Origin of the sequence: Streptomyces sp. NPDC051576 (genome assembly GCF_040681835.1) — a bacterium.
GTDB lineage: Bacteria > Actinomycetota > Actinomycetes > Streptomycetales > Streptomycetaceae > Streptomyces.
Genome location: NZ_JBFAZO010000007.1, coordinates 161,378 through 179,698, shown reverse-complemented (window position 1 = coordinate 179,698; position 18,321 = coordinate 161,378). Strand labels below are relative to the sequence as shown.

Sequence of the window (18,321 nt, the reverse complement as noted above, 5' to 3'; positions counted from 1 at the left end):
GCAACATGTCCAAGCGCTTGTTCACCCCTACTGTCACCCGCGGCCGGGCCGCCGCGCAAGCGTGTACACCGATCGGTTTCCTCTCGGCCTCCGGCGCGGTAACCTCGCACTATGGCCACCACGACAGACAAGGCGTCCCCCCGAGACCGGCTGCTCGACGCGGCGGCCGAGCTGTTCTACCGCGACGGCGTCTCCATCGGCGTCGAGGCGCTGTGCCGGTCCGCGGGAGTCTCGAAGCGGTCGATGTACCAGCTCTTCGACAGCAAGGACGAGGTCCTGGCCGCCAGTCTGGAGCGCCGCGCCCCCGGCTACGCGGCACGGCTCACCCCCGGCCCGGACGACGCCGGCACGCCCCGCGAACGCATCCTCTACGTCTTCGAACAGGCGGAGCAGGCCTCGACCGAGCTCGACTACCAGGGCTGCCCTTTCCTTGCCACGCTGGTGGAGCTGAAGGACCCGGAGCACCCGGCGAGCGTGGTCGCCCGCACCGCCAAGGACGCGTTGCGGGACGCCTTCCGCGCGCAGGCCGAACTGGGCGGCGCACGCGATCCCGAGCTGCTGGCACGCCAGTTGATGCTGATCTTCGACGGAGCCAGCGCCCGCGCCGGTGCCAAGGTGGAGACGCTGGACGACGGCCTCACGAGGGAGACCGTACGGGTGCTGCTGGACGCGGCGGGCGTGAAGTAGAAGGAGCAGTAGCCGTGCGACGGGGGGCGGCCGCCGTAGCGACCGCCCCCGACCGACCGGCCGTGTTCACGCGGCCAGGGTCACCGACTCCACCGCCGGGGTGCGAAGCACCCGCCGTGCCGTCAGCAGGCTCGTCCCCAGCGTCACCGTCGCCGCCACCGCGACGACCGCCAGCCAGATCCCGAGCCCCTGGTGCGGCAGGACCGAGTCCGTGCGGACCATGGTGAAGGGGATGATCCCGGCCAGCGCGGCCACTGTGCCGGACAGCACTCCGGTGACCGTGAGGATCGCCGTCTCGGTGCCCACCGTGCGCAGCACCTGCCCCGGAGTCGCCCCCGCCAGGCGCTGCCCGCCGAACTCCCGGGCGCGGTAAGTCGTCTCCGCGTAGAGCGAGTTGACCAGCATCACGCAGACGAAGACCACGATGATCCCGACGACCGTGAGGTTGAGCGTCTGAAGGTTCTTCGCGTCCACCGACTTCGCCAGGCCCGAGTCCCGCACCGCGTCGCTCTCCACCGCCTGCATGTACAGGGTCGCCGTGGCCACCGCCGTGAACAGGATCAGCGACATCAGGATCCCGGCGAGCCGGTCGGCCCGCTCACGCAGATTCCGAACCGCCAACCAGCCGCTCGCGCCCGCCAGTTGGAGCCGGTCGAGCAGCCCGTTCAGCAGCCGGGGTGCCAGCAGGGCCAGCCCCACGGACAGCAGGATCGCCCCGTACGCCGGTGCGGCCATCAGTGCCGCGTCCGTCGAGGAGAAGGCGAAAGTCGCCGTGACAGACACAACTCCCGCGGCCAGTGCGGCGTAGGAGAGGAACGTCCGCGCCCGGCCCCGCTGCCGACGCCCGCGCGTCGCCCGCCGTACCGCCAGGAACGCGGCGCCCGCCGCGGCGAGCAGGGTGATGCCGAGGCCCGACTGGAGCGCGTAGGGACCGAAGGAGTAGTCGACGGACCGCGCGACCTGACCGCTGTCCTGGAACACCCCGAGCAGCGCCCGTCCGCCGAGCATCGCCGGTCCGACAGCGAGGATCGCGCCCACGAGGGCTACGGCCACCGCCTCACCCACGACCATCCGCTTGAGCTGCGCCGGAGTCGCCCCTGAGCAGCGCAGGGTCTCCAACTCCCTTGTGCGCTGGCGTACGTTGACCGTGAGTGTGGAGGCGACGGCGAAGAACACCAGCAGGGTGCCGTAGCCGCCGACGACACTCGCCGACGTCGACAGCGTCTCGGCGCTGACCGAGTCGATGCCCGACTGCGCCGCCGTGTCGTGCAGCGAGTTGAACGTCATGATGATCGCCGCGCCCAGGAACGCGGCCAGCAGGGTCGCCAGGAACCGCCCCGGACGCTGCCGGATCGAACGCATCGCCAGTACGAACATCGCTCACACCCCCACCGTCACGTCGTCGCCCAGGTGCGCCAGCCGCTCGGCGACCGCGTCGACGGTCGGCGCGTGCATCCGGCCGGCGATCCGGCCGTCCGCGAGGAACAGCACCGAGTCGGCGTACGAGGCCGCGACCGGGTCGTGCGTCACCATCACCACGGTCCGCCCGTGCACCCGCACCGCCTCCCGCAACAGCAGCAGCACGTCCCGCGCGCTGCGCGTGTCCAGGGCTCCGGTCGGCTCGTCCGCGAAGATCACCCGGGGTTCGGCGACCAGCGCGCGGGCGATCGCCACCCGCTGCCGCTGACCGCCGGAGAGCTGGTCGGGGCGGTGGCCCATCCGGTCGCCGAGACCGACCGACGTCAGGACCTCCCGGACCCGCTCGCGGTCGACGCGCCGCCCGGCCAGCTTCAGCGGCAGCACGGTGTTCTGCGCGACGGTGAGCGTGTCGAGGAGGTTGTACTGCTGGAACACGAACCCGATCCGCCGCCGCCGGAACCTGGTCAGCTCCGCCTCGCTGCCGCCCGTCAGCTCCGCGCCGTCGACCATCACGATCCCGGCGTCCGGCCGGTCCAGCCCCGCCGCGCACTGCAGCAGCGTCGACTTCCCGGACCCCGAAGGCCCCATCACCGCGGTGAAGGAACCGCGCTCCAGGCTCAGCGTGACCCCGTCCAGAGCCGTCACCGCGCTGTCGTCCTGGCCGTAGGTCCGACTCACCTTGACCAGCCGCAGCGCCTCGGCGGCGGGTCCCTTGTCGTGCGTCCGTCGTGCGGTGCGAAACATCGCCATCACCCTCCGTGCGGCACGCCCTGTGCCTCGCCGAAGACGCTACGGAGCGGGCGGGCGCCGCACATTGGGCGCAGAACCCGTATCGAGGGGTGTACTCAGCGACACCCCGGTGGTCGGGCACCCACCGGAACCCCTGACCGACGCCCGTACGGGTCACCACAACGGGCCGCACCCCGGCCCACCCGATGCAATGGGGACGTGACCGCGCCCCCGGACGACTGCCTCGCCCGCAACGAGTGGATCTGCGGCGAGTACCTGAGCACCCGCCGCCACATCCTTTTCGACGCGGTCGTCCAGCACCTGCAACTGACCGCGATCTCCGTGCTGATCGGCCTGGTCGTCGCGCTGCCGCTCGCGGTGCTGGCCCGTCGCTGGGGATGGGCCGCGGGACCGGTGCTCGCGGTCACGACGATCCTCTACACGATCCCGTCCCTGGCGATGTTCTCGCTGCTCCTGCCCGTCTACGGACTGTCGGCCACGCTCGTCGTCGCCGGACTCGTCCTCTACTCGCTCACCCTGCTCGTCCGCAACATCCTCGCGGGCCTGCGCGCCGTACCCGAGGAGACCCGACAGGCCGCACGCGGCATGGGCTACGGCCCGATCCGCCTCCTCCTCACCGTGGAACTGCCCCTCGCGCTGCCCGCCGCGATGGCCGGACTGCGCATCGCCACCGTCTCGGCGGTCTCGCTGGTGACCGTCGGGGCGATCGTCGGCTTCGGGGGACTCGGCAACCTCATCTACGCGGGCATGAACACCTACTTCAAGGCACAGGTGCTCACCGCGTCCGTGCTCTGCGTGGTCATCGCCATCGCGGCCGACCTGCTCCTGCTGCTCGTGCAACGGCTGATCACCCCCTGGACCAGGGCGGTCCGCGGATGAACACCCTCACCGACGCCTGGCACTGGCTCACCGACTCCGCCCACTGGTCCGGCGACGACGGCATCTGGCACCGGCTCGCGCAGCACCTCGTCCTCACCGTCGTCTGCCTGGTCATCAGTTGCCTGATCGCGCTCCCGGTCGCGCTCGTCCTCGGCCACCTCGGCAAGGGCGGCGCGCTCGCCGTCAACATCTCCAACATCGGCCGCGCGGTGCCCACCTTCGCCGTACTGGTCCTGCTGCTCCTGACCCCGGTCGGCAACTGGGGCGAGGGCCCAACGGTCGTCGCCCTCGTCCTGTTCGCCGTACCGCCCCTGCTCACCAACGCCTACGTCGGCATGCGCGAGGTCGACCGCAGCATCGTGCGGGCCGCGCGCGGCATGGGGATGACCGGGCCGCAGATGCTGTTCCGCGTCGAACTGCCGCTCTCCCTCCCGCTGTTGATGAACGGCGTCCGGATCGCCGCCGTCCAGCTCGTCGCGACCGCCACCATCGCCGCGCTCGCGGGCGGCGGCGGACTCGGCCGCATCATCACCGCCGGATTCAACCTCGCCAACACCGCACAGGTGGTGGCCGGAGCTCTGCTCGTCGCCGTGTTCGCGCTGCTCGTCGAGGGCGTCTTCGAGGTCGCCGAACGGCTCGTGCCCCGGTGGGTCAGGGGAGCGCGATGAGGCGACAACTCGCCGCGGCCGCGCTGCTCCTGGCGGTCACCGGCTGCTCGACCGGCCCCTCCCTGGAGAACCAGGGCGCCGTCACCGCCCCTCCCGGCGACAGCCACCACCTCACCATCGGCTCGGCCGGATTCACCGAGAGCGACCTGCTCGCCCAGATGTACGCGCTGCTGCTCAACCAGGCCGGATACAAGACGTCCCTGCTCACCGTCGCCAACCGCGAACTCTACGAACCCGCCCTGGAATCAGGGCAGATCGACGTCGTACCCGAGTACGCGGCCACCTTCGCCGACTGGCTCAACGCCAAGACCAACGGCCCCGACGCACCGGCCGCCGGCTCACCCGACCTCACCGCCACGATGAAGGCACTGCGCCAACTCGCCACGCCACGCGGGCTGACCGTGCTGGCCCCCGGCAAGGCCGTCGACCAGAACGCCTTCGCTGTCGCCCGGTCGTACGCCCGCGAACACCACCTCGAGACCCTCAGCGACCTCGGCGCCTCGGGACTGAAGGTGCGGCTCGCGGCGGGCGACGAGTGTGTGCAACGGCCTTACTGCGAGCCGGGGTTGAACAAGACCTACGGCATCGACATCACCGCCGTCGACCCCAAGGGCGTCGGCACCACCCAGGCCAAGAGCGCCGTCCAGAACGGGCAGGACCAGATGGTGCTGACCACCACGACCGACGCCACCCTCGACCAGTTCGGGCTGGTCCTCCTCGCCGACGACAAGCACCTCCAGAACGCCGACTACGTCGTCCCGGTCGTCAACCGCTCCCGCGCGGGCAGCACCGGCGTGACCCGCGCGCTGGGCCGACTCAACGAGGTGCTGACCACGGCCGACCTGGCGTCGATGAACCAACAGGTCGACACTTGGCGGCGGTTGGCGCAGGACGTGGCGCGGACCTATCTGAAGGACAAGGGCCTCCTGAAGTGAGCGTCGGGGGGTTGTCAGTGGTGGCTTGTACCGTTCGGGCATGGGTGTCTATCTGATCGATGTCGGTGGGGAAGAGTGGCTGAGCGAGGATGCCGGGGAAGGGGGGAAGGGCGCGATCGCCAAGGGGCTCGACGCGGAGCTGGCCCGACGCGGGCTGCCGCCGTACGGGTCCGTCCCGGAGCGGGACTTCGGGTCCGCGTTCGAGGAGAAGCTGAGCCCGTCCATGCGGGGCTTCGACGCGCTGTGCCGTGCCCGACTGACGCCTGCGGAGCGGGAGTTGATCGGCGGCTGGTCGGTGCTGGTGCCGGTCTCGCTGGATGAGCAGATACGTCTGCCGATCGGTTCCGCGTACACGGACGAGACGGTGATCGCGGGCGCACCCCAGGTCCTGGCCCTGGCCGAGCGGCTGGCGGCGGCACTCGAACTGCCCGCCGAGATACCGGAGTCGGCCGGGAACCTCGCCCTCACCTTCTGGTTCCTGGAGGGCGAGGCGGAGGAGCTGGCCGCCGCCCGCCCCGGTCGCTGGAGCGAGGACCTGGACACGACCTTCTATGTGGCCCTGTACCTGCGCGCGGCCCAGCACTCCATGCGACTCGGCTGCCCCATCACCTTCAGCTGAGCCGCCGCTCGGTTCTCAGGCGTCCGCCACCGAGTCGAAGTCCACCTGTCCACGGGGCACTCCGAGCGCGTCCGCGTCCACGGACCGTCGTAGTGCCTCGTGCAGTTTCGCCGGGGTCAGCACACCGAGGAAGCGTGCCCCGTCCAGCACGGCGACCCAGCCGGCGTCGTGCTGGAGCATCACACCGAAGGCCTGTTTCAAGGGGGCACCCACCGGCACCCAGGCGTTCATCCGGTGGGCCAGGTGACCGACCGTGCCGCCCGCCGCGAGCTCGTCGGCCTTGACCCACCCCTGGAGTTCACCCTGCCCGTCGAGGACCACCGCCCACCGCGCGCCCTCGGCCCGCAGCCGCTCGGCGGCCCGCTCCGCCGGTTCGTCCAGCCGGACGACCGGCGGCTGCTCCAGGTCGTCGGGCTCGATCTCCGTGACCGACAGCCGCTTCAGACCCCGGTCCGCGCCCACGAATTCGGCGACATACGGCGTCGCCGGCGTGCCCAGCACCGCGCCGGGGGTGTCGAACTGCTCGATCCGGCCCTGCCCGTACACGGCGATCCGGTCGCCGAGCCGTACCGCCTCCTCGATGTCGTGCGTGACCAGCAGCACCGTCTTGCGCACGGCGGCCTGCATCCGCAGGAACTCGTCCTGCAACTGCTCCCGCACCACGGGGTCGACCGCGCCGAACGGCTCGTCCATCAGCAGCACCGGCGGATCGGCGGCCAGCGCCCGGGCCACCCCAACGCGCTGCCGCTGCCCGCCCGAGAGTTGGTCCGGATAGCGCGGACCGTAGGTCTTCGGGTCCAGGCCCACCAGATCCAGCAGCTCGGCTGCCCGGGCCCGCGCCTTCGCCCGCTTCCAGCCGACCAGGGACGGCACGGTCGCCGTGTTGTCGAGGATCGTGCGGTGCGGGAAGAGGCCCACCTGCTGGATGACGTATCCGATACGGCGGCGCAGCCGCACCGGGTCGACACCGGCGATGTCCTCGCCGTTGACGAGAATCCGGCCCGAGGTGGGCTCGATGAGCCGGTTGACCATCATCATGGTGGTCGTCTTGCCGCAGCCGGACGGGCCCACGAGCGTGACGAGTTCGCCCTCGGACACCTCGAAGGACAGCCCGTCCACGGCCGTCGTACCGTCCGGATACCGCTTGCCGACCTGCTCGAACCGGATCATGCCTTCACGCTAACGGCACCGGTCCCGCACCGCCCTTCAACGGCGTCCCACCGGTTGGTGACGTGGACCTGCCGCCCCTGAAATGATGCGAGACCACTGCACCTCAGCGGCACCACTCCGCTTTTCAGCGGCACCACTCCACCTCCCGGCGGGCCGAAGGGACAGCGGCATGAACGACGGAGTCGACGGAACGGCTCGCGACGGCAAGCTGCGTCGCCGCACGCTGCTCACCACGGCGGCCCTGAGCGTCGTACCAGCGGCGATGGCGGGCGGGAACGGAGGCGGGGGCAGCGCATCCGCCGACACCACGGTGTCGGGCCTGACCGTCGAACACCGCACCGATCCGCTCGGCGTGGACGCGGCGCACCCGAGATTCGGCTGGCACACCGTGTCCGCCGCGCGGGGCCGACGCCAGACGGCGTACCGCATCCGGATCGCCGCCTCGGCCGAGCATCTGTCCGACGGCCGGGCCGACGTCTGGGACAGCGGTCGCGTCGACTCGGCGGACTCGGTCGCCGTCCGCTACGAGGGACCCGACCTCCGCGCCTCGACCCGCTACCACTGGACCGTGACGGTCTGGGACGAACACGGCCGCGCCGTCCACGCCACGCCCACCGCCTTCTTCGAGACCGGCTTGCTCAGCACCGACGGAGTCACCGGCTGGGACGGCGCGCGGTGGATCGCCATGTCCGGCAAGCGGCCGAACACCACAGGCGCACCCCTTCTTCGCCACCAGACCGCACTGACGGGCGGCCAGGTGCGCGAGGCCCGCCTGTACATCTCCGCGCTCGGCGTCTACGAGGTACACATCAACGGCCAACGGGTCCCGGTGCCCCAAGTCGGCGGCACGACCCACGAGTTGCTGACCCCCGGCTGGACCAACTACGACACCACATCCAACTACTTCACCTACGACGTCACGGACCTGCTGACGGACCACTCGCAGGTCACCCTCGCCGCCGTGCTCGGCAACGGCTGGTACAACGGCCGCGTCTCCGAGAACAGTGCCTACTGGTCGGCCGACGGCAACTCCCTTGCCCTCAAGGCGAAACTCCTCGTCCGGTACGCCGACGGTTCCACCCAGACCATCGTCACCAACCCCGGCGACGACTGGCGCGCCACCGACACCGGCCCCTACCGCACCGACGACATCTACGACGGGCAGTCCTACGACGCCCGCAGAGAACTCCCCGGCTGGACGGCGAACGGCTTCGACATCTCCACCTGGACCACCGTCGAGGAACACCAACACCCCTTCCCGGACGCCCAGTTGGTCGCCTATCCCGGCGAGAGCGCCCGCCTGATGCCCGAGTGGGACCGCAAGCCGCAAGCGGTCACCGTCTACACCGGAGCCACGGACCAGGAGAGCAGCGCGAACGGCCGAGGCCGCATCGTCGTCGACCCCGCCCGCACGGTCACCGATCCCGTGCGGGCGGCCACCGTCTCCGTCACCCTGCACCCCGGCGAGACCGCCGTCATCGACCTCGGCCAGAACCTCGTCGGCGTGCCCCGCTACACCCTGCGCGGCACGGCGGGTGCTCAAGTCGCCTTCAAACCGGGGGAGATGCTCAACGACGACAGCGCGGGCGCCGACGGACCCGTCGGCTCGGTCTACCGCGCGAACCTGCGCACCGCCCAGGCCACCAGCACGTACATCCTCAAGGGTGATCCCGCAGGCGAGACCCACGAGGACTCGCTGACCTTCTACGGCTTCCGGTACGTCTCCGTCACCACGACCGCGCCCGTGACCCTCGTCGCACTCACGGGCCGGGTGGCCACCTCCGCCCTCCGTGACATCGGCAGCGTCACCACCGACGACAACGACGTCAACCAGTTGATCAGCAACGTCCGTTGGGGCCAGCGCGGCAACTACCTGTGGGTGCCCACCGACTGCCCCCAGCGCGACGAACGCCTCGGCTGGACCGGTGACACCCAACTCTTCTGCGCCACAGGCCTGTTCAACACCGACGCGGTCTCCTTCCTCACCCACTTCCAGGACACCCTGATCGACTCGCAGCACACTTATGGTGCGGACGGGGCCCAGTTCCCCTGGGTCGCCCCGGGCCACCGCTACGGCCAGCCGCTGCCGGCCAGTGGCTGGGCGGACTGCGGAGTTGTCGTGCCGTGGACGGTGTGGCAGATGTCAGGCGACCCCACGATCATCGACCGCAGTTGGGCGGCGATGACCAGGTACCTGGACTGGATCCGGGACCGCACTGGCGACACCTATGCGGGCCAGGGCGCGATCTTCGGCGACTGGCTCGCCTTCCAGATCACCAGCACCCAGCTCATCAGCGATGTCTACTACGGCTACAGCGCCCGCCTGATGGCGGACATGGCCCGCGCCACCGGCCGCACCGAGGAGGCGGCCACCTACGAACTGCTCTTCACCCACATCAAACGGGCTTTCATCGCCAAGTACTTCGCCACCGACGCCCTCACCGGACAGCTCACCGTCCGGTCCAGCCTCGGCGCCCCACCACCCCACACCCCCGGCAACAGCGCGGGCAGGACCGAGGACGACACCCAGACCGCCCTGCTCTGGATCCTCAAACTCGGTTTCCACGACACGGAGTCGCAGCACCGCCAACTGGTCACCCTGCTCGCCGACAACATCGGCAACAGCCCGGCCCACAAGGCGGCACACCCCGACAGCACCCGCGTGGAGTACGTGGAGAACACCCTCTCCGTGGGCTTCCTCGGCGTGAACGTCCTCGCGCCCGTCCTCACCGACGAGGGACGCGTCGACCTGGCGTACCGGCTCCTCCACCAGAACGCGATGCCGTCCTGGCTGTACTCGGTCGCCAACGGCGCCACCACGGTGTGGGAGCGCTGGAACTCGTACTCCACGGAGGACGGCTTCGGGCCCGTCGACATGAACTCCTTGAACCACTACTCCTACGGCGCGATCATGGAGTGGATGTACGAGAGCATGGCCGGTATCGCCAAGGTCCCCGAACACCCGGGCTTCAAGCACTTCCTCCTCCGCCCGCACGTCGACCCGGCCGGCAGGATCACCAGGGTCAGCGGCTCGCACCTCTCGCCCTACGGCGAGATCGTCAGCGAATGGACCGTACGGGAAGGGAAGTTGACGTACCGGGCGACCGTCCCCGCGAACAGCACGGCGACCCTGCGCATCCCCGCCGCCGATCCGTCGAACGTGCACGAGGACGGGACACCGCTGGCCGAGACGCCGGGCGTCGAGTTCCTCGGCTTCGCGGACGGCATCGCGTCCTTCGAACTCCCCTCGGGGCGCTACGACTTGACGTCCACGCTCGCCTGACCGCCCACCAGCACCACCTCCAGGGTGCGCGGCCCGTGCACCCCTTCGACCCGGTCCAGCTCGATGTCACTGGTCGCGGACGGACCCGAGATCCAGGTCAACGGGCGGGCCGGATCGAGGCGTTGGAGGGCCTGGGGTACGGAGGAGACGACCTGGTCCGGTACCCGTACGACGCAGATGTGGTGGTCGGGGACGAGCGTGATCCGGCGGCGGCCCTGGTCCGGGCCGCCGTCCAGGACGATGGTGCCGGTCTCGGCGGCGGCCACCGCGCAGGCCGTGACCACACTGTCGACCCGGTCCAGTTCGTGCGGAGTGTTCTCCGTCCGGTCCGCGATCTGTTCGACGTCGGCCACCGCGAGCCAGGACGGCTCCAGGCCCGACGGTACGACGACCGTCCTGGAACCGCGCTCCGCGAGCAACTCGGCGATCGTGGCGGGCAGTTCGGCCTCCACGCAGCGGTGCACGATCGCCCGGTAGTCGGCCAGGTTCTCGGCGAGCAGGTCCACTGTCTCGGCGACACTCCGGTTGCCGTGCTCGCGCAGATAGGTGCGCTCGACGGCCTGGTCGTAAGGCGTGTCGTCCCGTGGCACATCCGCGAGAGCCCGCTCCACACGGCCCAGAATCCGTTCCCTGCTGCTCACTTGGCGCTGTCCTTTCCACCGTGCGTGCGCTGCCACCAGTCGCGGAACGGCTCCGCGGGCACGGCGGGCAGCTCCCGGGTGCCGCTCCACGCCCGGCCGGGTCCTGGCAGGGTCCGGGGATGGAAGCGGCGGGTGCGCGAGGCGAGCCGCTGGCCGGTGCGCAGGGCGCCCGGCCGGGCGAAGGTCCAGCGCGCCGCCCGCATGGCCGCCCGCTCGGCGGCGTGCCCCTTCGCGGGCCGCAGCACCACCTTGTTGCCCTCACGGGTCACCGGCCCGCCCTCCACGACCCGTTCCCGCAGATGCACCAGCACCTCGGGGATGTCGATGGCGACCGGGCACACCTCGTAGCAGGCACCGCACAGCGAGGAGGCGTAGGGCAGTGAGGCGTCGATCTCGCTTGCCGTGCCTCGGAGTTGAGGGCTGAGGATCGCGCCGATCGGGCCCGGGTAGACCGAGCCGTAGGCGTGGCCGCCGGCCCGCTCGTACACCGGGCAGACGTTCAGGCAGGCCGAGCAGCGGATGCAGCGCAGGGCCTGGCGGCCGACCTCGTCGGCGAGGGTGTCGCTGCGGCCGTTGTCGAGCAGGACCAGGTGGAAGGCGCGCGGGCCGTCGCCGTCGGTGGTGCCGGTCCAGGTGGAGGTGTAGGGATTCATGCGCTCGGCGGTCGAGGAGCGGGGGAGGGTCTGCAGGAACACCTCCAGGTCCTGCCAGGTGGGCACGATCTTCTCGATACCGACGACCGAGATCAGCGTCTCGGGGAGGGTCAGGCACATCCGGCCGTTGCCCTCGGACTCGACGACGACGAGGGTGCCGGTGTCGGCGACCATGAAGTTGGCGCCGGAGATGCCGACCTTGGCGCGCAGGAACTTCTCGCGGAGGTGCAGTCGGGCGGCCTCGGCGAGTTCGGCGGGTGTGTCGGTCAGCCCGTCCGGGGCCGGGCGGCCCCACTCGCTCATCTCGCGGGCGAAGATCTCCCGGATCTCCCCGCGGTTGCGATGGATCGCCGGGACCAGGATGTGCGAGGGCCGGTCCTTGCCCAACTGCACGATCAGCTCGGCGAGATCGGTCTCGTAGGCGCGGATGCCCTCCGCCTCCAGGGCCTCGTTGAGCCCGATCTCCTGCGTGGCCATCGACTTGACCTTCACGACCTCCGACTCGCCCGTCCCCTTGACGAGTTGGACGACGATCCGGTTGGCCTCGTCCGCGTCGGCGGCCCAGTGGACGATGCCGCCGGCCGCCGTCACCGACTCCTCCAACTGGACCAGATAGCGGTCGAGATGGCGCAGCGTGTGGTCCTTGATCTGCTTGCCGGCCTCGCGCAGCGCGGCCCAATCGGACACCTCCGCCACGGCCTTGGCGCGTTTCGCGCGGATCGTGTGGGTGGCGTGCCGCAGATTGCCGCGCAGGGTCTCGTTGTTGACGGCCTCGTGCGCGGCCACGGGGAAGGCCGGAAACGCGGGCATACCGACGAACGTGCCGCTCATGCGCTCGGCCCCTCTCCTGTGTCCGTGTCCGTTTCCGTGGCGGCCAGGATCTCGGCGATGTGCACCGGCCGCAGCTCCGTGTGGAGCCGGGCCATCGTCCCGCCGATGTGCATCAGACAGGAGTTGTCCGCCGCGCACAGCACCTCGGCACCCGTCGACTCGGCGTTGCGCACCTTGTCGGCACCCATGGCCGCCGAGACGTCGGCGTTCTTCACGGCGAACGTCCCGCCGAAGCCACAGCACTCGTCGGCACCGGGCAACTCGACCAGCTCCAGCCCCTTGACGGCCTGGAGCAGTTGGCGCGGCCGGTCGCCGAGCCCCAGGCTGCGCAGCCCGTGGCAGGTGGGGTGATAGGTCACCGTGTGCGGGTAGTAGGCGCCGACGTCCGTCACCTTGAGCACGTCGACGAGGAACTCGGTCAGCTCATACGTCTTCGGCACCACCGGCGCCAGAGTGGCCGCGAGGCTGTCACCCCGCCCCTCCGCCTGGGCCCTCTCGCCCATCCGCGGATACAGCTCCCGCACCATCGCCCCGCACGACCCGGACGGCGTGACGATCGCCTCGTACTCCCCGAAGACATCGGAGAAATGCCGGGCGAGCGGTTCGGCCTCATGGCGGTAGCCGGTGTTGTAGTGCGCCTGCCCGCAGCAGGTCTGTGCCATCGGGAAGTCGACCTCGACGCCCAGCCTGGTCAGGAGTTTCACCACGGCGCGCCCGGTGTCCGGATACAGCGTGTCGTTGACGCAAGTCAGGAACAGGGCGACACGCATCGCGGCTCCTTAGTGGTCGATCATCGGATGGGTGCAGCGTAGTCGGAGGTCGCCCGCTGGGGGAGTCCCAGGCTCACCGCGCGGCGAGCCGGGCCTCCGCGGCCCGCCAGCGGGCGGTGTCGCCGCGCGGTTCGTAGCGGGTCGACGGCTGGGTCCTGGCGAGGAGCTCCCGCATGCCGGCCAGATCGCCGACGAGCCCGTGGGCCCGCGCCTGGACCAGCACATTGCCCAGCGCGGCGGCCTCCGTGGGACCCGCCACCACCGGCAACCCGCAGGCGTCGGCGGTCAGTTGGCACAGCAGCGCGTTGCGGGTACCGCCCCCGACGATGTGCACGACGTCCACCGGATGGTCGGCGAGGACCTGGGCGTCGTCGACCGCACGCCGATGGGCGAGCGCGAGCGAGTCGAGAATGCAGCGCGTGATCTCCGCCCGGGACTCCGGCACCGGCTGCCCGGAGCGGCGGCAGGCGTCCGCGATCCGCTCCGGCATCCGGCCCGGCGCCAGAAACGCCGCGTCCCCCGCGTCCACGACCGACCGCAGCGCCGGCACCCGCGCCGCCCCGCGCAGCAACTCGCCCAACTCCGGCTCTCCCCAGGCCCGTACACACTCCTGAAGCAGCCACAGCCCCATGATGTTGCGCAGATAGCGGACCGTGCCGTCGAGCCCCAGCTCGTTGGTGAAGTTCGCGGCACGGCTCGCCTCGGTGAGCACGGGCGCGTCCAGCTCCAGCCCGGCCAGGGACCAGGTGCCGGTACAGATATAGGCGAACCGCTCCGCCACGGCCGGAACGGCGGCGACGGCGGACGCGGTGTCGTGCGACCCGACCGCCGTCACCGGCACGGGCCCCCGCAGCCCCGTCTCCTCCAGCACCTCGGCCCGCAGCACACCTGCCCGATCCCCCGGCCGCCGAAGCGGTGCGAACAGCTCCAGGTCGATGCCGAGCCGCGAGGCGATGTCGTACGACCAGTCGCGCGTCCGGGGATCGATGAGCTGGGTGGTCGAGGCGTTCGTCAGCTCGGTGCCCTGCTCGCCGGTGAGCCAGTAGGACAGCAGATCCGGGACGAGCAACAACCGCTCGGCACAGGTCAGTTGAGGCGAGTCGCGGGCCGCCGTGAGCTGATACAGCGTGTTGAAGGGCGCGTACTGGAGCCCGGTCGCCGCATACAGCTCGGTCGCGGGCACGGTCGCCCACACCTTCTCGGCGACCCCCTCGGTGCGGGCGTCCCGATAGTGCACGGGATTACCCAGCAAGGCCCCGTCCGCGTCCAACAGGCCGTAGTCGACGGCCCAACTGTCGATACCGACGGAGTCGACCCGGCCACCGGTGGCCGCGCCCACCGCCCGGAGCCCGTCGAGGACACCCGCGTACAGCGCGAGAATGTCCCACCGCAGCCCCTCGGGGGTGCGGACGGGCCGGTTGGGAAAGCGGTGGGCCTCCGTCAACTCCAGGGAATCGAGCCCGACATGGCCTACCATGACCCGCCCGCTGGACGCGCCGAGGTCGACCGCGGCGTACGCCTTCACGTCGGCGCTCATCGAAGGAAGGCGGCCGCAACGCCGGCGTCGACCGGGACGTGCAGCCCGGTGGTGTGCGTCAAGTCCCCACCGGTGAGGGCGAAGACGGCGTTCGCGACATGCTCCGGCAGCACCTCCCGCTTGAGGATGGTGCGCTGGGCGTAGAACTCACCGAGCTTCTCCTCCTCGATCCCGTACGTCGCCGCCCGCTGCGCACCCCAGCCGCCCGCGAAGATGCCGGAACCGCGCACGACACCGTCCGGGTTGATCCCGTTGACCCGGATGCCGTGCTCGCCCAACTCGGCCGCCAGCAACCGTACTTGATGGGCCTGGTCGGCCTTGGTCGCGGAGTAGGCGATGTTGTTGGGACCGGCGAACACGGCGTTCTTCGACGCGATGTAGAGGATGTCGCCGCCGAGTCCCTGCGCGATCATCGCCCGGGCCGCCTCACGCGAGACGAGGAACGAGCCGCGGGCCATGATGTCGTGCTGGAGATCCCAGTCCTTGGCCGAAGTCTCCAGCAGGGGCTTGGAGATGGAGATCCCCGCGTTGTTGACGACGAGATCGACCCCGCCGAAGGCGAGCAGAGCAGCCTTGAAAGCCTCGGCGATCTGCCCCTCGTCCGTCACGTCCACGGTGACGGCGACGGCCTTGTCGGGCCCGCCCAACTCCTCCGAAACGGCCTGCGCACTCTCGGAGTTGAGATCCGCGACAACGACGCACGCGCCTTCGTCGACCAGCCGCCGGGCGATGGCCTTCCCGATCCCACTCCCGGCACCGGTCACGAGCGCGACCCGGGTGGCGAGCGGCTTGGCCTTCGGCATCCGCCGCAACTTGGCCTCTTCCAGGGCCCAGTACTCGATACGGAACTTCTCCGACTCCTCGATCGGCGCGTACGCCGACACGGCCTCGGCCCCGTGCATCACGTTGATGGCGTTGACGTAGAACTCGCCGGCCACCCGCGCGGTCTGCTTGTCCTTGCCGAAGGAGAACATGCCCACACCCGGGATCAGCACGATCGCCGGGTCGGCACCGCGCATGGCGGGGGAGTCGGGCAGCGCGTGCCGCTCGTAATAGGCGGCGTACTCCTCGCGATAGGCGGCGTGCAGCTCCTTCAGCCGCGCGATCGCCTCGTCCAGCGGAGCGGTGGGCGGCAGATCGAGAACCAGCGGCCTGACCTTGGTGCGCAGGAAGTGGTCGGGGCAGGAGGTACCGAGCGCGGCGAGCCGGGGATGCTCGGCCCGCGCGAGGAAATCAAGGACGACATCGGAATCGGTGAAGTGCCCCACCTGTGGCCGGTCTTGAGAAGCGACGGCACGGACATACGGCGCGAGGGCGGCGGCCCGCTCCCGTCGCTCGCCGTCGGCCAGCGCACCGTACCCCTCGACAACGGGCCCGAAGGGCTCAGGCCTCCCGTGCTCGGCGAGGAACGCCTCGGCGGTACGGATGATGTGCAGCGAGTTGCGCTCACACTCCTCGGAGCTGTCCCCCCAAGCCGTGATCCCATGCCCCCCGAGCACACACCCCACGGCCTGCGGATTGGCCTCCTTGACGGCGGCGATGTCCAGCCCCAACTGGAACCCGGGCCGCCGCCACGGCACCCACACCACCGTGTCACCGAAACACTCGGCGGTCAGCTTCTCCCCGTCGGCCGCACAGGCCAGCGCGATCCCCGAGTCGGGATGCAGATGATCGACATGCGCCGCGTCCACGAGCCCGTGCATGGCGGTGTCGATTGAGGGCGCCGCACCCCCCTTCCCATGCAGGCAGTAGTCGAACGCCCCCACCATCTCGTCCTCGCGCTCAACCCCCGGATACACATCGACCAACGCCCGCATCCGATCCAACCGCAACACAGCAAGCCCACCCTCAGTGAGCGTCCCCAGATCCCCTCCGGACCCCTTCACCCACATCAACTCGACATCACCCCCCGTCACGGGATCGATGTCGCTTCCCTTGGCGGACGCATTCCCCCCGGCGTAATTGGTGTTCCGGGGATCAGCGCCGAGCCGATGAGATCGGGCGAGGAGAGAGGCGGCTTGGGGGTGCGGTGCCATGAACATTCAGTCCTTACAAGAGAGGGGTGAGTTATTTTTTGGGGGCGCGGGGCTGTATCGATATGCGGCTCCGCCGCGTGGGCGCGGCCAGCAACAACGGACCAGCACCCGCAAACAAGCGATCCGGTCACACACTTACGCTCCCCAACCGGCCTGCTGTCCCCCCACCCGCTCAGCAACAATCCGCTCCTGCCACCCACTACCCCGATACGCCCGCACGGGATCGGCATCAAGCCCCATATCCTCCCGAACCTCCGCCAACAACGGCCGCACATCAGTGTTGTACGCGTCCATCAACACCGCATTGGCCTCCAACACGTCCCCCGCCCGCTGCGCCGCCCCCAACGCCACCGAATCCACAAGCAACGCCTTCGCGGTCGCTTCCTGCACATTCATCACCGACCGGATGATCGCCGGAATCTTCGCCTCGATGTTGTGACACTGGTCGAGCATGAAGGCGACATCGGCGGTGAACCCGCCACCCCGGATCACCTCGTACATGATCCGGAACAACTGGAAGGGATCCGCCGCCCCCACCATCAGATCGTCGTCCGCGTAGAACCTCGAGTTGAAGTCGAACGCCCCGAGCTTCCCCTCCCGCAGCAGCGTCGCGACGATGAACTCGATGTTGGTGCCGGGGGCGTGGTGCCCCGTGTCGACCACGACCTGCGCCTTGGGCCCGAGCTTGAGGCAGTGTGCGTACGCCGTCCCCCAGTCGGGCACGTCCGTGGCGTAGAACGCCGGCTCGAAGAACTTGTACTCCAGCAGCATCCGCTGCCCGTCCCCGAGCCGCTCGTACACCGCGGCGAGCGCCTCCGCCAGTCGGTCCTGCCGGGCCGAGAGGTCGTCCTGCCCGGGATAGTTCGTACCGTCCGCGAACCACAGCTTCAGGTCGGCGGAGCCCGTCGCGTCCATGATGTCGACGCACTCCAGCAGATGGTCGAGCGCCTTGCGCCGCACCGCCGCCTCGGGGTGGCAGACGCTGCCGAGGCGGTAGTCGTCGTCCTGGAAGGTGTTGGAGTTGATCGCACCGAGCTTCAGCCCGTGGTCGTCCGCGAACTTGGCCAGCGCCCCGAAGTCGTCGACCCGGTCCCAGGGGATGTGCAGGGCCACCGTAGGAGCCACGCCGGTGAACTCGTGGACCTTGGCGGCGTCCTCCAGCTTCTCCTGCGGGGTGCGGGGCACGCCCTGCTGGGCGAACACCTTGAACCGGGTCCCGGAGTTCCCGTACGCCCATGACGGCGTCTCGACTGCCTGGGTCCTGAGAGCGGCCTTCACCGCGGCGAGATCGGTCACTTGAGGGCTCCTGTGACGTGCGACGGAACGACGTATGTATGAAACGATTCAGAGAGGGAAGCTATGAGCCTCCCGAAGGGGTGTCAAGCCCTACGGCGAACCCTGCACTCCGTGACTCCAATGTGACCTTTGACTATCGAAAGTTTT

Annotated in this window: 15 protein-coding genes; 6 read left to right on the top strand and 9 right to left on the bottom strand. The window is 70.0% G+C overall.

The features are described from left to right. Nucleotides 1–111: 111 nt before the first annotated feature. Complete coding sequence (locus tag AB0M63_RS24090) at nt 112–687, top strand: TetR/AcrR family transcriptional regulator (protein ID WP_366020823.1); 576 nt, start codon at nt 112–114, stop codon at nt 685–687. A gap of 66 nt (nt 688–753) precedes the next feature. On the opposite strand, the gene AB0M63_RS24085 is transcribed toward AB0M63_RS24090, so the two are convergent. Continuing rightward, nucleotides 754–2,064 carry an FtsX-like permease family protein gene (locus AB0M63_RS24085; protein ID WP_366020822.1) on the bottom strand — a complete coding sequence of 437 codons (1,311 nt, stop codon included), beginning with the start codon at nt 2,062–2,064 and terminating at the stop codon, nt 754–756. A 3-nt stretch (nt 2,065–2,067) separates the two neighbouring features. Then, nucleotides 2,068–2,850 carry an ABC transporter ATP-binding protein gene (locus AB0M63_RS24080; RefSeq protein WP_355910892.1) on the bottom strand — a complete coding sequence of 261 codons (783 nt, stop codon included), beginning with the start codon at nt 2,848–2,850 and terminating at the stop codon, nt 2,068–2,070. 204 nt (nt 2,851–3,054) lie between these two features. Between AB0M63_RS24080 and AB0M63_RS24075 the strand changes: the two genes are divergently transcribed. From AB0M63_RS24075 to AB0M63_RS24060, 4 genes are read left to right on the top strand one after another with little or no spacing between them, the layout of a single operon-like run. Further along, nucleotides 3,055–3,735 carry an ABC transporter permease gene (locus tag AB0M63_RS24075; protein ID WP_355910895.1) on the top strand — a complete coding sequence of 227 codons (681 nt, stop codon included), beginning with the start codon at nt 3,055–3,057 and terminating at the stop codon, nt 3,733–3,735. Next, on the top strand, nt 3,732–4,403 hold the full coding sequence (locus tag AB0M63_RS24070) for an ABC transporter permease (protein WP_355910898.1): 672 nt from the start codon (nt 3,732–3,734) through the stop codon (nt 4,401–4,403). Before AB0M63_RS24075 ends, AB0M63_RS24070 begins: the two co-directional genes overlap by 4 nt. Next, nucleotides 4,400–5,338, top strand: coding sequence for an ABC transporter substrate-binding protein (locus AB0M63_RS24065; RefSeq protein WP_366020821.1), 939 nt, complete (start codon nt 4,400–4,402; stop codon nt 5,336–5,338). The genes AB0M63_RS24070 and AB0M63_RS24065 overlap by 4 nt, the downstream gene beginning before the upstream one ends. 40 nt (nt 5,339–5,378) lie before the next feature. Further along, nucleotides 5,379–5,957: a hypothetical protein gene (locus AB0M63_RS24060; RefSeq protein WP_366020820.1), complete on the top strand. Its 579-nt coding sequence runs from the start codon at nt 5,379–5,381 to the stop codon at nt 5,955–5,957. A 15-nt stretch (nt 5,958–5,972) separates the two neighbouring features. Here AB0M63_RS24060 and AB0M63_RS24055 read toward each other — a convergent pair whose 3' ends face one another. Beyond that, entirely contained in the window at nt 5,973–7,127 is a 1,155-nt protein-coding gene (locus AB0M63_RS24055; RefSeq protein WP_366020819.1) for a betaine/proline/choline family ABC transporter ATP-binding protein, read from the bottom strand. 169 nt (nt 7,128–7,296) lie between these two features. Here AB0M63_RS24055 and AB0M63_RS24050 point away from each other — a divergent pair, with 169 nt between their 5' ends. Continuing rightward, nucleotides 7,297–10,410, top strand: a complete 3,114-nt coding sequence (locus AB0M63_RS24050; RefSeq protein WP_366020818.1) for a family 78 glycoside hydrolase catalytic domain — start codon at nt 7,297–7,299, stop codon at nt 10,408–10,410. On the opposite strand, the gene AB0M63_RS24045 is transcribed toward AB0M63_RS24050, so the two are convergent. From AB0M63_RS24045 to rhaI, 6 genes are all read right to left on the bottom strand, one after another. Continuing rightward, the gene (locus AB0M63_RS24045) at nt 10,383–11,051 is read right to left on the bottom strand and encodes an LUD domain-containing protein (protein ID WP_366020817.1); all 669 of its coding nucleotides are present in this window, start codon (nt 11,049–11,051) and stop codon (nt 10,383–10,385) included. The genes AB0M63_RS24050 and AB0M63_RS24045 overlap by 28 nt on opposite strands. Then, entirely contained in the window at nt 11,048–12,535 is a 1,488-nt protein-coding gene (locus AB0M63_RS24040) for a LutB/LldF family L-lactate oxidation iron-sulfur protein (RefSeq protein ID WP_366020816.1), read from the bottom strand. The genes AB0M63_RS24045 and AB0M63_RS24040 overlap by 4 nt, the downstream gene beginning before the upstream one ends. Then, on the bottom strand, nt 12,532–13,305 hold the full coding sequence (locus AB0M63_RS24035; RefSeq protein WP_366020815.1) for a (Fe-S)-binding protein: 774 nt from the start codon (nt 13,303–13,305) through the stop codon (nt 12,532–12,534). The genes AB0M63_RS24040 and AB0M63_RS24035 overlap by 4 nt, the downstream gene beginning before the upstream one ends. Before the next feature lie 73 nt (nt 13,306–13,378). Next, nucleotides 13,379–14,842, bottom strand: coding sequence for a rhamnulokinase family protein (locus tag AB0M63_RS24030; protein WP_366020814.1), 1,464 nt, complete (start codon nt 14,840–14,842; stop codon nt 13,379–13,381). Then, the gene (locus tag AB0M63_RS24025) at nt 14,839–16,878 is read right to left on the bottom strand and encodes a bifunctional aldolase/short-chain dehydrogenase (RefSeq protein WP_355910924.1); all 2,040 of its coding nucleotides are present in this window, start codon (nt 16,876–16,878) and stop codon (nt 14,839–14,841) included. The genes AB0M63_RS24030 and AB0M63_RS24025 overlap by 4 nt, the downstream gene beginning before the upstream one ends. Nucleotides 16,879–17,013: 135 nt before the next feature. Continuing rightward, nucleotides 17,014–18,174, bottom strand: coding sequence for an L-rhamnose isomerase (rhaI, locus tag AB0M63_RS24020; protein ID WP_366020813.1), 1,161 nt, complete (start codon nt 18,172–18,174; stop codon nt 17,014–17,016). Nucleotides 18,175–18,321 lie beyond the last annotated feature (147 nt).

Bases quoted from the DNA above. Each gene is read 5' to 3' on its own strand.
- AB0M63_RS24090 (WP_366020823.1), top strand. From the start codon at position 112: ATGGCCACCACGACAGACAAGGCGTCCCCCCGAGACCGGCTGCTCGAC.
- AB0M63_RS24085 (WP_366020822.1), bottom strand. From the start codon at position 2,064: ATGTTCGTACTGGCGATGCGTTCGATCCGGCAGCGTCCGGGGCGGTTC.
- AB0M63_RS24080 (WP_355910892.1), bottom strand. From the start codon at position 2,850: ATGTTTCGCACCGCACGACGGACGCACGACAAGGGACCCGCCGCCGAG.
- AB0M63_RS24070 (WP_355910898.1), top strand. From the start codon at position 3,732: ATGAACACCCTCACCGACGCCTGGCACTGGCTCACCGACTCCGCCCAC.
- AB0M63_RS24065 (WP_366020821.1), top strand. From the start codon at position 4,400: ATGAGGCGACAACTCGCCGCGGCCGCGCTGCTCCTGGCGGTCACCGGC.
- AB0M63_RS24060 (WP_366020820.1), top strand. From the start codon at position 5,379: ATGGGTGTCTATCTGATCGATGTCGGTGGGGAAGAGTGGCTGAGCGAG.
- AB0M63_RS24055 (WP_366020819.1), bottom strand. From the start codon at position 7,127: ATGATCCGGTTCGAGCAGGTCGGCAAGCGGTATCCGGACGGTACGACG.
- AB0M63_RS24050 (WP_366020818.1), top strand. From the start codon at position 7,297: ATGAACGACGGAGTCGACGGAACGGCTCGCGACGGCAAGCTGCGTCGC.
- AB0M63_RS24040 (WP_366020816.1), bottom strand. From the start codon at position 12,535: ATGAGCGGCACGTTCGTCGGTATGCCCGCGTTTCCGGCCTTCCCCGTG.
- AB0M63_RS24035 (WP_366020815.1), bottom strand. From the start codon at position 13,305: ATGCGTGTCGCCCTGTTCCTGACTTGCGTCAACGACACGCTGTATCCG.
- AB0M63_RS24030 (WP_366020814.1), bottom strand. From the start codon at position 14,842: ATGAGCGCCGACGTGAAGGCGTACGCCGCGGTCGACCTCGGCGCGTCC.
- AB0M63_RS24025 (WP_355910924.1), bottom strand. From the start codon at position 16,878: ATGGCACCGCACCCCCAAGCCGCCTCTCTCCTCGCCCGATCTCATCGG.